Origin of the sequence: Saccharibacillus sacchari, from assembly GCF_037722395.1 — a bacterium.
In the GTDB taxonomy this organism is placed as follows: domain Bacteria; phylum Bacillota; class Bacilli; order Paenibacillales; family Paenibacillaceae; genus Saccharibacillus; species Saccharibacillus sacchari_A.
The window spans coordinates 599925-615704 of record NZ_JBBKAR010000056.1 but is presented as its reverse complement, the minus strand read 5'-3'; the positions used below and the strand labels follow the sequence as shown (position 1 = coordinate 615704).

Below are 15780 nucleotides of genomic sequence, written 5' to 3'. Positions count from 1 at the left end.
TTTCAGGAAAGTGTAACCCTACATTAATTCGAGACAAGATACTAGTAGCTTGTCTTGTTTTAATCTGAGGTTTGCGCTTGCCTAAAACGTGCATGGTTCTAGTAAGTTTTAGGCAAGTGTAACCTACATTAATTCGAGACAAGCTACCAGTACCTTGACCGCATCAAATTTAAGGATTGCGTCCATCGGAAACCCGTACGGTTTAAGCGGGTTTTCGAGGGGCGTAACCTCACCTCTTAAGCGGTCATGGTACGTGTTCCGAGCTTCCGCGCCCTTATCTTTTTGAGGAGGAACTTTAATGATGAGCTACAAGATTCCGACCGGATTTCCAGAAGGTTTCCTTTGGGGCGGCGCAACGGCGGCGAACCAGCTTGAAGGCGGCTACAACGCAGGGGGAAAAGGTCTGAGCACTTCCGATATGATGACGGCCGGCACGCATACGGTTCCTCGCCGCATCACGACCGAACTGTTGCCGAGCGAAAACTATCCGAGCCACGAAGCCGTCGACTTTTACCATCGTTATGCCGAAGATATCGCGCTGTTCGGCGAAATGGGCTTCAAAGTGTTCCGCCTATCGATCGCCTGGAGCCGCATCTTCCCGAACGCGGACGATACGGAGCCGAGCGAAGAAGGTCTGAAGTTCTACGATAACGTCTTTGCCGAATTGAAAAAGCAAGGCATCGAGCCGCTGGTTACGATCTCTCACTATGAAGCGCCTTTCGCTCTCGCGCAGAACTATAACGGTTGGTCCGACCACCGTGTGATCGACTTCTATGTCAAGTACTGCGAGACACTGTTCAATCGCTACAAAGGCGTCGTGAAATATTGGCTGACGTTCAACGAGATCAATATTCTGACGATGCCGTTCGGCACGTTCCTGGCGGGCGCGATGCTTCCCGAAGGCGGCATGGAGCTGACCAATCCGAATTCCAGCTCCGATCAGGCCCGGTTCCAAGCGCTGCATCACCAATTCGTAGCCAGCGCCAAAGCTGTCAAGCTCGGACACTCGATCAACCCGGATTTCAAGATCGGCTGTATGATCGCGTATATGTGCAGTTACCCGCTGACGAGCAACCCGGACGACGTGCTGCTCGCGCAGCAAAAAGACAATATCGGCAACTTCCTCTGCGGCGACGTGCAGGTACGCGGCGAATATCCGGGCTTTGCGAAGCGTTACTTTGCGGAAAAAGGCGTTGAGCTTGAAATCGCTGAAGGCGACGAGCAAACGCTGCTGGAAGGTACGGTCGACTTTTACACGTTCAGCTATTACTCTTCGGTCTGCGTCAGCGCCGATCCCGAGCAGGAAAAAATCGGCGGCAATATGTCGATGGGCCTCAAAAATCCTTATCTCAAAGCGAGCGCGTGGGAATGGCAGATTGACCCGCAAGGCCTGCGTTGGGTACTTAACAATGTCTACAATCGCTATCGCCTGCCGATGATGGTCGTGGAAAACGGCTTGGGCGCGGTTGACGAAGTCGAAGCCGACGGTTCGATCCATGACGATTACCGGATCGAATACCTGCGCGAGCATATCAAGGAAATGAAAGAAGCGATCATCGACGGCGTGGAGTTGATCGGCTATACGCCTTGGGGTTGTATCGACCTGGTCAGCGCAGGCACCGGCGAGATGAAAAAGCGTTACGGCTTCATTCACGTGGACAAGGATAATGAAGGCAAAGGCACGCTGGACCGTTCGCGGAAAGACAGCTTCCATTGGTACAAGCGGGTGATCGCGAGTAACGGGGAAGTTGTGGAATAAGCTTGATTTGGGGAAAGTCCTGTTCGGGAAGGAAGCTGGGGGGCGCTGCGGGGGAAATTCGTTCAAAACGCTGTCTCACTCGGAAAACTGGATTGGATTTAAATAAGGATATTTTCCGAGTTCAAAAGCGTTTTTCACTGAATTTCCCCCTCCGCTTCTAGCTTCATCCGCGATCGGACAGTTTCCCAAAAGCTTATTGCCAGCTTTGAAAAGTGTAGTTTAGAATGCGTTTTGACTTTAATTAATCAAAATTTTGGGCAAGCTTAATTGATTAAGGAATTTGACTATTTCATCATCCCTATAATATCCCGTTTAAAGCCGCTCCCTGCTTCCCTCAGGGTAATGGCACGGCTATGGTTTTCGTTGAAAATCGTAACCTTGCCGAGCGGCTTTTTGCGTGTTGGAGAAAAAAGCTGGCTTGTTTATTTTTTTTCGTTTTTCGCGTTTATTTCGTTCTTTCGGATAGATGTACGGTGTGGCATAAACAAGCAGAATGTTTTATACTATTTTATAATTGATAATGATTATCATTATTGAAATAGAAGCAAGAGGTGAATATTTTGCGGAACCAGAAGCGGCTCAAGATCGGATTTTCGCTTTCCCAGACTTGGCTGAACGGCAACGCGTGGTTGCGGGCGGACAGCGAAGTCGATGAATTTTTTACGGGGGATCATTATGTGAAATTAGCGCAAAAAGCCGAAGCGGCCAAGTTGGACTTCGTGTTCAAAGCGGATGCTTTATTTTTGAATATGAAATCGGTCGGTGGCGCGCATGGATTGAGCAGTCTCGATCCGACGCTATTGGCGGCGATCATTGCGCGCGAGACGAAGCGGATCGGGGTCATTACCACGATCTCGACTACGTTTAACCCGCCTTACGTGATTGCCAGACAGCTTCAGACCTTGAATTGGCTCAGTCATGGGCGTGCGGGATGGAATGTCGTGACGGCGCTGGATGGTGCTTATAACTTCGGATATGACGAAATGCCGCCCGCGGATGAACGTTATAAACAAGCCGGTGAGTTCGTAGAGACGGTTCGGAAGCTATGGGACAGTTATCCGAACGAAGCTTTGATTGTGGATCGGGAATCGGGCGTATTCGGGGATACAGAAAAGATCAAGCCGGTCGAGCATTCGGGTAAGTTCTTCAAGGTAGCTGGACCGCTTAACGTTCCTTCGCCGGGTTACGGTAGTATGCCGCTGCTGCAAGCAGGCGCTTCGCAATCGGGACGGTATCTGGCTGGAGCAACGGCTAATGCGGTATTCCTCGCTGTGCCGGACAAGGAATCGGGGATGGAAATGCGTCTGGATCTGCGCGAGCGCGCGGTCAGTCACGGTCGTAACCCGGACGAGATCGCGGCGATGCCAGGGTTACATATGTTCTTGGCGGAATCGCGCGAAGAAGCCTATGAATTATATCGGGAAACACATGGCAATGTGCCGACCGAGCAGCGAATCGCTTCGGTACTCTCGATCAGCGGGCTCGATCTTAATGGATGGGCATTGGATCGACGGATTACGGCTGACGACCTCCCTCCGGCCGATCATCCTGTGCGTAGCCGTACCCACGCGAATATGATTCGTAGAGTCATTGAACGGGAGCAGCCAACGGTTGGCGAGTTGATCGAACGTTCCGAGGTCTTGAGCGCGGGGCACTGGGTCATTATCGGAACGCCGGAGGATGCGGTGCCGGAAATCGCGGAATGGTTCGAAGACGGCGCGGTTGACGGATTCATTGCGGTGCCTGGCGGCTCTGTTCCGTGCGTGAATCTGTTCTTTGACCGATTGGTGCCGCTTCTTGCGGAAAAAGGCTTGTTTAGACAAGAGTATGAAGGTGAGACATTGCGCGATCACTTGGGCTTGAACGGGTAACACGTAAAAGTCGATTTTTGAATTTTCAAGGCCGGCTAGTCGGCTTTCAAGTTCCTATTCGTTAGCTTCGCGGGGGGCTGCGGGAGAAATTCGTTCAAGACGCTGTCTCACTCGCGTTCAAAGGCGTCTTTCACTGAATTCCTCCCTTCGCCCATCGCTTCGCTCAGCTAGGAAAAGATCGATGCGAAAAAGACCGGTTTCCGCTTGATGGCGGAAATCGGCTTTTTCATGTAGGGGGAATCGTGCAAGTGTCGGAAGGGCATTTTTGTATTAAATCTTATCCGGGTTCATGTTGAAAGTGCTATACAACTGGCCTTGTTGGGCGTTTTGCCAGACTTGTTTGATGAACGGGATTGTTGTGTCGGGGAGACTATGTAGCGGGAACCAAGATAATTCTCGGCATTTATCCGGTTCTCGGTTGGTGATTTCTCCGGTCCAGCGGGTGGTTTGGAAAAAGAAATCGATGCGTTCGTCGGCTTCCGGATGTGGAGGGCCGATTTGCATGACTGTCATTAGCTGTAGGTCATTAGGGTCGATGATGGCGCCGCATTCTTCGAACGCTTCTCGGACGGCAGCTTGAGAGGCGGTTTCTCCGCGGTTGATTTTGCCTGCAGGGAGTCCGTATTGGTTGTCGTTATGGCCTGTATTTTGCCTTTTTAGAAGTAGGACTTGATCTTGTTGGATGAAAAAGACGTGGGCGACGCTAACACGCTTGAAAGGTTCGGTCATGATAGTTCTGGCTCCGTTCTGTCTGATAGGGTTGAAATACAAGAATTGTTGAGATAAGTGCTCAAATACATTTATTTCGCCCGATTTGCTTTCGCTTTTTCAAATAAGCGCAAATCTACACTTATTCGAAGAAAAAAGGAGAAAAAGCGCATGATACGCAGAAATTAAGTGTATATTCGTATCTATTTTTCCCAAATCGCAAAATTCAAAGCAAATAAGTGTATATCCGTACTTATTTGCGAAATTCCAATCGAATCATTTCCCCGGCCGGAAGGTTCGCACTTCGGTCACTGCGCATATTCTACGCTTCTTTTTCGGCCGCTTTCCTTCTTTCCTTTCATCTCTTTCATCTCTCTCCTCTCCTTGTCTGCTTCTAACCGCTGTTCTTACTATAAACGTTGGACCTTATTCAAAGTCAACTTTCGATTGCAATTGCCGTATGCCCACCTTTTTCAACAAAGTTACTAAAAATAACCGAAAAAGCATTGACATTGATTGTGCACGAGGTATAATAAGGTCAAAGAAAGTCAAAGTCAGGTCGAAAGATCAAACTTTTACCCTGACGAACGACGTTGAAGAACGCAAGCTCCGATTAATGGTCTTCGATTCTGTGCAGCCTTTGACTTTCATTCCCCCTATTCCGGCAGGTTCTTTCCTACCCGAAGGGACCCGCCGTTTCCTGAATCACATGACCTGAACCATCTGAGAAACAACTAACCTTTACCTATGAAAGGGGCATGCCTTCATGCGCTGTCAACACTGTAACCATAATCAAGCAACCGTCGGTTTGAGCCTCACCCTTAACAATAAATCCGAAAAAATGTTCCTTTGCGAAGATTGCTATGCCAAAGTAAGCGGCGGCGTACCGTTCGCGGCAGGCATGGGACAATCGGGACAATCTCCGTTCGAAGAGTTGTTCCGAGGCTTCATGCAAGGTCAGTCCTCCAACGGACAACAATCTAGCCAACAAGGCGCTCAAGCGCAAAACGGTCGCCGCGGCGGCGGTCTGCTCGATCAACTTGGCCGCAACCTGAACGATGCGGCGAGAGACGGCAAGATCGACAACGTGATCGGACGCGACGAAGAGATCGAACGCGTGATCGAAATCTTGAACCGCCGCAATAAAAACAATCCGGTCCTGATCGGCGAGCCAGGCGTCGGCAAAACGGCGATCGCGGAAGGTCTTGCGCTGCGTATCACCGAAGGCCAGGTTCCCGCAAAGCTGCTGAACAAAGAAGTATACTCGCTGGACGTCGCTTCGCTCGTAGCCGGTACGGGCGTGCGCGGTCAATTCGAAGAAAAAGTCAAACAATTGATCGCCGAGCTGGAGCAGCGCCAAAACGTGTTGCTGTTTATCGACGAGATTCATTTGCTGGTCGGCGCGGGTTCCGCGGAAGGTTCGATGGACGCGGGCAATATGTTGAAGCCGGTACTCGCACGCGGCGAACTGCAAGTGATCGGCGCGACGACGCTCAAAGAATACCGCCATATCGAAAAAGACGCGGCGCTGGAACGTCGGTTCCAACCGGTGACGGTCGACGAACCGACGGCCGAAGAAACGGTCGAGATTCTCAAAGGACTGCGCGCGAAATACGAGCAATTCCACGGCGTCCGCTACCCGGACGAGACGCTTGAAGCGTGCGTGCGGCTGTCGAGCCGTTACATTCAAGACCGTTTCCTGCCGGACAAAGCGATCGATCTGCTGGATGAATCCGGCGCCAAGTTGAATCTGCGTGCTTCGACGGGCGGAACGGATGAGATCAAAGCTCGTTTGGAACAGATCAAGGTTGAAAAAGAGGCTGCTGCCCGCGAAGAAGATTACGAACGCGCCGCCGAACTGCGCGATGAAGAAACTTCTCTGACCGCCCGACTGAACGGCGAAACTCCGGCCGAAGAAGTGCTGGAAGTCAGCGTCGAGGATATTCAGCATATCATCGAACGCAAAACAGGCATCCCGGTCGGCAAACTGCAAGCGGACGAACGCGGGAAAATGAAAAATCTGTCCGCGCGTCTGGAAAGCCGCGTTATCGGACAGACCGAAGCGGTCGACAAAGTAGCCAAAGCCGTGCGCCGCGGACGTGCCGGACTTCGGAGCGACAGCAAGCCGATCGCGTCCTTCCTGTTCGTCGGACCCACCGGCGTCGGCAAAACGGAACTGTCCAAAGCGCTCGCGGACGAACTGTTCGGCAGCAACGAAGCGATGATCCGCCTCGATATGAGCGAATATATGGAACGCCACTCCGTGTCCAAGCTGATCGGCTCGCCTCCGGGTTACGTCGGTCATGAAGAAGCCGGTCAATTGACGGAAAAAGTGCGCCGCAATCCGTACAGCATCATCCTGCTCGACGAGATCGAAAAAGCGCATCCTGATGTTCAGCATATATTCCTGCAAGTGCTGGACGACGGACGTCTGACCGATAGCCAGGGCCGCACGGTCAGCTTCAAAGATACGGTCATTATCATGACATCGAACGCAGGCACCGCAGCCGAAAAGAAAATCACGATGGGCTTTACCGCGAAATCGGAAGAAACGCGTTCGATCCTGAATACGCTGGGTCAACATTTCCGCCCCGAATTTCTGAACCGCTTTGACGGTATCGTGCCGTTCGCTTCGCTTAAGGAAGAAGATCTGGTAACGATCGTCGACAATATGCTCGGCGAGATCATATCCAATCTGTCGGCGCGCGGCATCTCGCTGGAGATCGCCGACGAAGCGAAGCGCAAGCTGGCCGAACTGGGCTACGACCCGTCTTTCGGAGCGCGTCCGCTGCGCCGCATGATTCAACAGCACGTCGAAGACGGCGTGACCGATCTGTTGCTGGACGACGAAGACGTCACCGCGATCGCGGTCGAACTGGTCGACGGCCAAATCGCGGTCGTGCGGACTGTCGCCGCTTCGGCTCCGGCTTCCGTCGAACTGCGTAAAGAAGTCTGATCCGCAATCCGCTGCGATCAGCGAAAAAATGAACGGCAAACCAAAAAACGGCTATCCCTCAAACCGGTATTCGGTAAAGGGACAGCCGTTTTTTACGTGATTCAAAACAAGAATTCAAAACTAAAATCCAAAACCGATATTCAATCTTTTTTCGCTTTGCGGTTCAGCCCCAGGCTCCGCCGCAACAAAGGCGCAAGCTGCTTCTGCCGGAAACCGAGTTTGTTCAACCGCTCGTCCAGGCTTAGGATTTCCGGGTTGTTCGGCTCTTCTTTTCGGGCTTGTTCAAGCTGCTTGGCCGCCTGATCGTAGTCTTTTCGTTCGAACAGCATATTGACGTACACCATGCGGATCGCAACGTCATCCGATTCCTGTTGCAAATACTGCTCGAACTTGCGCGAAGGATCGTCGCCGATCTGCATCAGCAGCCCGATTTGACGCCGAAGCTCTTGCGAAGAAGGATCGGGCGCGAGCGAAGCATGCAGCAGTTGGGTACGCCAGTAATCCCGCAGGACGCCCGGATCTTGCTCTCCTTGATCGATCAACCGGCGCAGTTCGAGCATGTCCTGCCGATCCGGTTCCAGCCGCAACGCTGCGTCCAGGCTGTCCCCAGCCGCTTCGGGATCGCCTTGCCTCATCAGGAAGTCGGCGTAAGCCGCGTGCGCTTCCGCGCTGCGGTTATCGCAAGCGATCGCTTGCACGAAAGCTTGTTCCGCTTCTTGGGGACGAACGGTCAACGCGAGCAGCTTGCCGCATTGAATATGCGGCGCTGCCAGATCGTGCCGCAAGCTTGCGGCCCGCTGCGCTTCATAAAGCGCAACTTCGGCTTTTTCGGAGAAGTCTTTGCGGAAGCCCCGGAACGGTCCCCGCGCGGAACCGATCGTTCGCATAGCCAGAAGCTGCTTGAACCGTTCTTGCGACAACCGCAACGGATAAAAGTAAAAATAAGCGTCCAACTCCGCCGCGCGCTCCAAACAGGAGATGGCCTGCTCGGTTCGGCCGAGATCCGCTTGAATATCGCCGCAAAGCCAATGCAGCAGCGGATTTTCCGGTTCTCGCGCAATCAACGTACGCGTCTGCGAGAGCGCTTCTTCATGGCGATGCAGCATCCACAAGCATTGCGCATGAATAAACGCCGCTTTGAGATGTTCGGGTTCTTTTTTCAAAATGAGCGCAGTTTCAGTCAAAGCTTGTTCATAGCGGCCTTCGTCGTACAACGCTTCGATATTGTCCAGACGTGTCTGATCCATGCCCGCCTTCCCTCCGTTCGCTCTCGGATTACGGTTCGCTTGTCCGCTCCGCGTATGCCTGTCCGGCTTGCTTCATCTCGAAATGATGTTCGTAACGCAGATTGAACAGACAAGAATACAGCACGTTAAGCACGTAGTCGATCGAGATTTGGGAGGAAAAGGTCGCGATTTTGCCAAAAGGATCTTCGCTGAGCGGCAAAGGCAGCACCAAATCGCACAGTCCGGCCAGCTTGCCTTCGCTGTTGGCGGTAATGACGATCAAGCCGACGCCGTTTTTTTTCATGGTGGCGGCGTATTCGGCGTACCCGGACTGACGTCCGTGATACGTGATAAACACCGCGCAATCCCCGGCCGAAGCGTTGAACGCGTGATAGCCCTGCTCTTGCATCAGGTTGCTCACCTGCACGAGACGGTTGATCTTGAGCAACTTGCCTTGAAAACTGAGCGCCCGCACCATCGAATCTCCCGTGCCGAACAGATACACGTTCCGCGCGGCGTCCAGCATCGCCGCGGCGGCGTCCAATTCGGTGCCTTGCAGCAGTTCGGCTCCTTCGCGCACGGTCGCCTGGGTCAGCTCGGCGATGCGATGCGCGATCGTATCCGAGCTTTCTTGCAGGCCGAACGGCTTGTTGGCGTCGACGTTCTCATGTCCCGCCGAACGTTCCAACTCCGAAGACAACACGATCTTGAATTCGCGAAATCCGCTGACGCCGAGTTTGCGGCATAACCGCACGATCGTCGGATTCGACGCGTAGGCGGCCGAAGCCAGTTCCGCGATCGTCATGCCCAGCACTTGTTCGCGCCGTTCCAATACATACCCGGCGATCTGCCGTTCCGCTTCGGAAAATCCTTCGGCGCGGCGCAATTTTTCAAGCAGCAATGATCTCCCTCTTTTCCGCATCCCGACGCCGTACCGTACTTAAAGTACACGCTGACGGACAAACGCTCCGCTTTTCTCGTACTTCAATTATAATGTCCGGCCCGCGCGTCTACAACCGGTAAGGAAGATCTATACTGGAATCAGGGCGCTTTCCGCGTTCGCAGTCCGGCTTAGTTCGCCAAAATGCTGGTCAGCGACGTCGATATGATCTCGATAAACGTTCCGGCAAATTCGCTTTCCGGCACGTTGACGCGGAACAGATACGAATCTCCCGCTTTCGAAGTCCAGACGATGGCATTGCGCAGATTGCCTTTCGAGTCACTCGCCTGCAACAGCAACTTGGCGGAAGCCATCGGGCTTTCGAACAACTGATCGCCGCTGTATCTACTGACGGTGCCGTACTTTTTCAACTCGGCTCTGGCTTGTTTGCTCACTTTTTGCAGATTAAAGCCGGACGGAAGTTTCTCGATTTGCGCATAATACGACGGGTATTGGGTCAAATGGATTTTATTGTTTGCTTTGCTGAACGTATAGCCGTTGGCCACATACAGCGAGTAGCCGTTGCCTTGTTTCAGATGCGCGGTCCGTTTGACGTTTTTGCCTTGAACCATCAGCGAAAACGTCTGCGTAGCCGGACGCGCGCTGGCGGCGGCAATCGAAGTCGCGGCCGAAGCGGACACGCCCGCGCCTGCCGCCTGCGCCTGATTGGACAGCAACGCGTTATCGGAAGCGGCGAACGGAACAGCCAGGGAAAAAGCGAAAGTCAAAGCGGTGATTTTACGGAAAGGTCGGATCGTTGTACGTTTCATGAATGAACACTCCTCTAAGTTGGGTTTTTGGAAACGGAAAAAACAAAGCTTGCCGTTCCTTCTGGTGCATTAGACGGGAGCGTTCACGAAGGTATTACACTTTTCGCCAAATTAATTTTGAAAAGAGGAAAAAAACATGAAGATCGGAATAGCGGGCAGCGGGATGATCGTTCGCGTGGCGCTGGATGCGCTGGCGGAGATCGAAGGGACGGAAGTGACGGCCATTTGCGTGCGGGAACGCAGCGAGCAGACGGCACGCGAGTTGGCTGAACGGTACGCTATTGATACGGTGTACACCGACTACGACGCCATGCTGCAAGACAGCAATGTGGAATTCGTTTATATCGGAATCGTCAACAGCCTGCACCATGATTATGCCAAACGCGCGATGGAAGCGGGCAAGCATCTGCTAGTGGAAAAACCGTTTACGTCGACCGTGGAAGAAGCGCGGGAATTGCTGGAACTGGCGGAGTCTAAAAAGCTGTATCTGTTCGAAGCCGTTGTCACTCCGTATTCGCCAGACTACCTGAAAGTCCGCGAACTGCTGCCGGAGATCGGTCAGGTTCGTTTGGTGCAAAGCAACTTTTCCAAACGTTCCAGCCGCTACGGCGAATATTTGCAAGGCCATGTGCTGCCCGCGTTCGATCCGGCGTTGGCGGGAGGCGCGCTGTACGATCTGAACATCTACAATCTGCACTTCGCGATCGGGTTGTTCGGCCGTCCGAACGAAGCGCGCTATATCGGCAATATCGGTCCGAACGGCATCGACACGTCGGGCGCGCTGACGCTGGCGTACGACGGATTCGCGGCGGTCTGCTTGGCGGGCAAAGACTCCGACGCCGACTGTTTCACGCTGCTGCAAGGCGAAAACGGCAGTATCCGCGTGGACGGCCCGCCGAATCTATGCAGCTCCGTCACCTTGAAAACGCGCGAACGCGAAGAAACTTTCGCTTTTGACGTTCCGAACAACCATATGTCGAACGAATTCCGCGCTTTCGCTCAGATGTACCGGGACGGGCAATGGGAAAAAAGCCTGGAGATGCTGCGGCATTCGGTGCTCGTGATGGAGATCGCGACGAAAGCGCGCCGCGAAGCGGGTATCGTATTTGCGGCCGATACGGCTGCGGTTGCGCGAAGCCGATAAAACGGATCGTTCATGACGCACGAAAAAAGGAAAACGCCCGCAATCGGGCGTTTTCCTTTTTTCATTAATAAACAAACGTCGGCGTTGCGCTTATTCCGGTTCCAGCAACTCCAACAAATCGGCATCGCTTAAAGTAGTCAGGCTGTCTTGGCCCGGGCGGATCACATCGTCGATCAGCGTCATTTTTTTCTGTTGCAGCTCGTGCATCTTCTCCTCTACCGTTCCACGTGCCACTAGCCGGATCACCTGAACGACGCGCGTCTGGCCCATACGGTACGCGCGGTCTTCGGCTTGGCGCTCGACGGCGGGATTCCACCACAGATCGTACAAAATGACCGTATCCGCTCCGGTCAGGTTCAATCCGGTTCCGCCCGCTTTGAGCGAGATCAGGAACAGATCTTTTTCCCCTTCGTTGAACCGTTCGCACAGTTCGAGCCGCTCTTTCGGCTTCGTGCCGCCGTCCAGGTAGAAAAACGGCATCTCCCGAATCCCAAGTTCGCGTCCGATCAAGCCCAACATCTCGGTAAATTGCGAAAATACCAACACGCGCCGACCTGCGCGGCGACATTCTTCCAACGTCTCCAGCAACTGCTCGAACTTGGCCGAGCGCCCTTCGTATCCTTCCACGAATAACGCGGGATGGCAGCAGATTTGGCGAAGCCGCGTCAGGCCGGCCAGAAAGCGAATCCGGCTGCGCCCCAATTCCTCGCTGTTATCCAGATGCTTCAACGTTTCGGTTCTGAGCTTGGCAAGCTGGCCCGCGTACAGCCGCTTTTGTTCCGGCAACAGTTCGGTGATGCGCACGGATTCGATCTTCTCCGGCAGTTCGCCGAGCACGTCGATCTTCAATCGCCGCAGCAGGAACGGTCTGGCCCGTTTCGCTACGGCTTCGCGCGTCAGCTCCACGAATTTGCGGCGGTTGGGGTAAAGACCCGGCAGCACGGCGTCGAATACGGACCGCAGTTCGTCAAGCGAATTTTCGATCGGCGTTCCGGTCAACGCAAAACGGAATCCGGCTCGCAAAGACTTGACCGCCCGCGACGTTTGCGTGTCCGCGTTTTTGATCGCTTGCGCCTCATCCAACACGAGCGTATGGAACTCGATGCGTTCATACAGCGGCAAATCCCGGCGCAGCAACGGATAAGAAACGATCAGAACATCCGCCGCGGCAGTGCCTCGGGGAGCCAGCTTCGCTTCCCGTTCCGCTTTGCTTCCGTCCGCGATCGCGACGCGAAGCTGCGGCGCAAAACGTTCCAGCTCGCTGCGCCAGTTGTACAGCAGCGAAGCGGGCGCCACGATAAGCGCAGGCAGGCCGCTTTCCCTGATCTCCGGCAGCACGGACAGCAGGTAAGCGATGCTTTGGACGGTCTTGCCCAGTCCCATATCGTCGGCAAGCACGCCGCCCAAGCGGTAATGCGCCAATGTTTTCAACCAGCGGTAGCCCGTTTGCTGATAATCTCGCAGTACCGGGGCCAACGATTCCGGCACGGGAAAATCGAGCAGGTCGGGGCTGCGGAGACTGTCCAACAATCGGCGCAAGTCTCGATCGGGCCGTATCAAGCCGTCCGATCCTTCCGCATACCCATGCAGCAGATGCAGCCCTTCCGCGACGGGCAGACGGAAAGACGCTGCGTCTTCTTCCGACAAAAAAGGACGATGGCCGTTCAGAAATCCGGCCAGCGTTCGGAAAGCTTGCGTCTCCAGCGGAAGCAGCGCCCCGCTGCGCAGCCGATAATACTTCCGTTTGTCCACAAGCGCTTCGACGGCAGAACGGATTTCCGCTTCCGGAATGCCTTCGATCGCAAACCGAAACTCCAGCCAATTGGACCGTCCGTCCAACGTCGCCGAGATTTTCGGCGGGGGACTGACCCGAATAACGCGTTCTTTGACGGATGCCGTGGCGTACACTTTCGCGATTTGTTCCAAATGCGGCACGATCCCGTGCAAAAAAGCGAATTCCCGTTCTTCGTTCTGCATATAGTAACCGGCTTCCGTCCGCATAAAGCCGGCTTGCTCCATCAGCTCCAAAATTTGCAGTTCTTTGCCGCCTTCGCGAACCAGAATCCGGCTTTCCCCCCGACGTTCCCCTCCGCGCTCCAACGGATTGATCACGATATCCCCGTATTGGAATTCCAGCCCGGCCAACAACCGGTCATGCACCCGATCCAGATAAACGCGCGCGGCAAGCGGAATTCGCACCACTTGATCCGACACCCCGCCCGTGAAAAATACGTCTCCCAATTTCATCAGCCCCGGCACGACGCGTTCCATGAACGCGCGAATCTGCGGCTCGGGAATATCGACCGTCTCCCCGTTTTGGTCGCCGCCGGAATCAACCGCCGACAAAATCTGCTTCAATTCGGCCAAGCGGCGTGCTTCCGCAGAACCGATCCGGTACAAGATTCCGGCGTTGAGCGTCAGTCCGTACGATTCAAGCACGATCGTCTCGGCCATTCCGCGCGCTCGCATGCGAAGCGCGCCTTCCGGCCCTCGGTCGAATTCGAAACGCAGCGGCAACAGTTCTTTCGAAACGACAAGGCCGGAAAAAGCACGGCCTTGAGCTCGAATGCCTGCTTGCGGCGCGTTTTCCAACAGAGCCGCCAATCCTTCCCAGGCATGAGGCGGCAACGGCAGCGAAGGCGGGTCGCCGATCTCTCCCGTGTACAAAGCTCCTGCCGAAGCCCGCTGCATTTTCTCGCTGCGGCGAATCTCGGCCAAGCGAAGCAGCACAGCGTCATCCCGTATTCCAAAACAGTGATCTGTAGGATCGTAGGTAAAGTGACGGGAGAACGAATAACGTTCCCCGCGTTCGAACCGGGTCAAAAATTCACGAATATCCGATACCGCATAGGTCCGACCCAACCCAACCCGAAGTTCTACGCCGAACAATCCCCGTCTGGGTCCGTCGGGATAAGGCACGATCCAGAATTCCGCTTTCAACTCTTGGCGGGATTCGAAGATCGAACGCGATCCGGCCAACGCGCGCGGTTGCTGACGGAATAAATCCATCACCCGGCCGACCAGCCGATCTTCGGCCCGGTCCGAAGAAGACGATACCTCTAAGCCGGGCTGGGGCAAAGACATTCCGCTCGGCGAGCCTTCTTTTCGCTGTCGAAGAAGCTGCAACAGCGCAGCGGCCGTATGTTTGCAGCAGCGTTCAAAAGCAAAGCCGGCCGAACATTCGCATTGCGCGGCTATGCCGTCGTCGTTCCCGAAGCGAAGCGTCAAACGAAACGTGTCGCCGTCGCGTACGAAAGCTTCATACGTTTCCGGATCTTTTTCCGACATCCGCCTTACTTCCGCTTTGCCTGCGCGAAACAACGCTTCTCCTTTCCGGTAAGCGCCCGCTCCGCACAACGACTTGATCATCCGTTCGTTCCATTCTTTTTCCGCCGTTCGCTGTCTCAAAGCACGTCCTCCGTTGTGTATGGTTTGAGTCCTAGTGTACCAGAAGCCTGTCGTGTTTGCATGGTGTTCGCCTATTGCGGACTTTGCCGAAAAACGCAAAAAACGGCTTGTGACGGGACTTTCCCGCACTCAAGCCGTTTTTTCGAAGTCGAGGCCCGCAATGCAACAGCGCCGGGCCTTTTTTTGGTTTTATGTAATTTAAAAAAGCGTGTCCGGATTGGCTTCCTGATCCCGCACGGCTTGACGGCTCATCCATTCGTTCAAAGCTTCGGATAACGCGTAAGGCGACTCCGCAGGCATATCCAGCGCCGGATTGACCACCTCAAGCACACGCTGCCACAGTTCGACCAGACGTTCTTCGAGTTCCTGCGCAAGCGAACGCCGAACGCCCATCAACCCGACCGTCAGCAAAAGCAAAGCCGCCACCGCCAAAAGAACCGCTTCGAGATTGCCTGCGATTCCGCCCATGATCGACTCTCGCAATTCCAGCGAAGGCCAGACCAGATCCAGTCCTGCCGTTCCCAGAATGCCGAACAAAATCAGCAGGGACAATCCGTGCAGCGCGTATTCGGCGATTCGCACTTTTCCCGCCGCGCGTTCGAAACCCACCTCGCCGACGTAGTGCTCCAGATGAATCATCTGCTTGCTGAAGCTCGAAGGTTCCTTTTCCACCGGCAGCAAGTAATAATCGATCAACCGCTGCGCGGCCGACAAATGCGAACCGGTCATCCGGAATTCGCGCGGTCCCAACACGGCCTGTCTCATCAGACTCATACGGATTCCCTCCCGTTCTTGAAGTGTTTTCTCAGTTGCTTCCAGTATAGGAGGTTTGCGCATATAAAAAAAGCCTCTACCGTCCGACAGGCTTTGGTCCCAAAGCAGGCAGGCTGGATCGTCCGTACAAGGTCTTACGTCCGGGTTCGTATCGAATTTAGGATTGAAACGACCCGGATTCGCCGAAAATTCCGGGACGTTTCCGCCGCGAACGAAAATCCGAA

General features: G+C 54.3%; 10 protein-coding genes. 4 read left to right on the top strand and 6 right to left on the bottom strand.

The features are described 5' to 3' along the window. Nucleotides 1–301 precede the first annotated feature (301 nt). Together WKI47_RS23980 and WKI47_RS23975 are read left to right on the top strand one after the other, a co-directional pair. Nucleotides 302–1759, top strand: coding sequence for a 6-phospho-beta-glucosidase (locus tag WKI47_RS23980; RefSeq protein WP_340229725.1), 1458 nt, complete (start codon nt 302–304; stop codon nt 1757–1759). A 560-nt stretch (nt 1760–2319) separates the two neighbouring features. Further along, nucleotides 2320–3630, top strand: a complete 1311-nt coding sequence (locus WKI47_RS23975; RefSeq protein ID WP_340229695.1) for an NtaA/DmoA family FMN-dependent monooxygenase — start codon at nt 2320–2322, stop codon at nt 3628–3630. A gap of 270 nt (nt 3631–3900) precedes the next feature. Here WKI47_RS23975 and WKI47_RS23970 read toward each other — a convergent pair whose 3' ends face one another. Further along, nucleotides 3901–4359: an NUDIX hydrolase gene (locus WKI47_RS23970; protein ID WP_340229694.1), complete on the bottom strand. Its 459-nt coding sequence runs from the start codon at nt 4357–4359 to the stop codon at nt 3901–3903. Nucleotides 4360–5104: 745 nt separating this feature from the next. Between WKI47_RS23970 and WKI47_RS23965 the strand changes: the two genes are divergently transcribed. Beyond that, nucleotides 5105–7294 carry an ATP-dependent Clp protease ATP-binding subunit gene (locus WKI47_RS23965; protein WP_340229693.1) on the top strand — a complete coding sequence of 730 codons (2190 nt, stop codon included), beginning with the start codon at nt 5105–5107 and terminating at the stop codon, nt 7292–7294. Between the two features lie 140 nt (nt 7295–7434). On the opposite strand, the gene WKI47_RS23960 is transcribed toward WKI47_RS23965, so the two are convergent. The 3 genes from WKI47_RS23960 to WKI47_RS23950 all read right to left on the bottom strand — a co-directional run bounded on the left by WKI47_RS23960 (nt 7435) and on the right by WKI47_RS23950 (nt 10230). Continuing rightward, a complete protein-coding gene (locus WKI47_RS23960) occupies nt 7435–8541 on the bottom strand; it encodes a tetratricopeptide repeat protein (protein WP_340229692.1) in 1107 nt (368 codons plus the stop codon). A 28-nt stretch (nt 8542–8569) separates the two neighbouring features. Beyond that, on the bottom strand, nt 8570–9421 hold the full coding sequence (locus tag WKI47_RS23955) for a MurR/RpiR family transcriptional regulator (protein ID WP_340229691.1): 852 nt from the start codon (nt 9419–9421) through the stop codon (nt 8570–8572). A 170-nt stretch (nt 9422–9591) separates the two neighbouring features. Further along, a complete protein-coding gene (locus tag WKI47_RS23950; RefSeq protein ID WP_340229690.1) occupies nt 9592–10230 on the bottom strand; it encodes a hypothetical protein in 639 nt (212 codons plus the stop codon). Nucleotides 10231–10366: 136 nt separating this feature from the next. Here WKI47_RS23950 and WKI47_RS23945 point away from each other — a divergent pair, with 136 nt between their 5' ends. Further along, the gene (locus WKI47_RS23945) at nt 10367–11374 is read left to right on the top strand and encodes a Gfo/Idh/MocA family oxidoreductase (RefSeq protein ID WP_340229689.1); all 1008 of its coding nucleotides are present in this window, start codon (nt 10367–10369) and stop codon (nt 11372–11374) included. Between the two features lie 90 nt (nt 11375–11464). Here the strand turns inward: WKI47_RS23945 and WKI47_RS23940 are convergent, their stop codons facing one another. Together WKI47_RS23940 and WKI47_RS23935 are read right to left on the bottom strand one after the other, a co-directional pair. Further along, nucleotides 11465–14782: a DEAD/DEAH box helicase gene (locus WKI47_RS23940; protein ID WP_340229688.1), complete on the bottom strand. Its 3318-nt coding sequence runs from the start codon at nt 14780–14782 to the stop codon at nt 11465–11467. 198 nt (nt 14783–14980) lie between these two features. After that, entirely contained in the window at nt 14981–15556 is a 576-nt protein-coding gene (locus WKI47_RS23935; protein ID WP_340229687.1) for a DUF6097 family protein, read from the bottom strand. Between the last annotated feature and the right edge of the window lie 224 nt (nt 15557–15780).

Bases quoted from the DNA above. Each gene is read 5' to 3' on its own strand.
- WKI47_RS23965 (WP_340229693.1), top strand. From the start codon at position 5,105: ATGCGCTGTCAACACTGTAACCATAATCAAGCAACCGTCGGTTTGAGC.
- WKI47_RS23980 (WP_340229725.1), top strand. From the start codon at position 302: ATGAGCTACAAGATTCCGACCGGATTTCCAGAAGGTTTCCTTTGGGGC.
- WKI47_RS23950 (WP_340229690.1), bottom strand. From the start codon at position 10,230: ATGAAACGTACAACGATCCGACCTTTCCGTAAAATCACCGCTTTGACT.
- WKI47_RS23935 (WP_340229687.1), bottom strand. From the start codon at position 15,556: ATGAGTCTGATGAGACAGGCCGTGTTGGGACCGCGCGAATTCCGGATG.
- WKI47_RS23970 (WP_340229694.1), bottom strand. From the start codon at position 4,359: ATGACCGAACCTTTCAAGCGTGTTAGCGTCGCCCACGTCTTTTTCATC.
- WKI47_RS23945 (WP_340229689.1), top strand. From the start codon at position 10,367: ATGAAGATCGGAATAGCGGGCAGCGGGATGATCGTTCGCGTGGCGCTG.
- WKI47_RS23960 (WP_340229692.1), bottom strand. From the start codon at position 8,541: ATGGATCAGACACGTCTGGACAATATCGAAGCGTTGTACGACGAAGGC.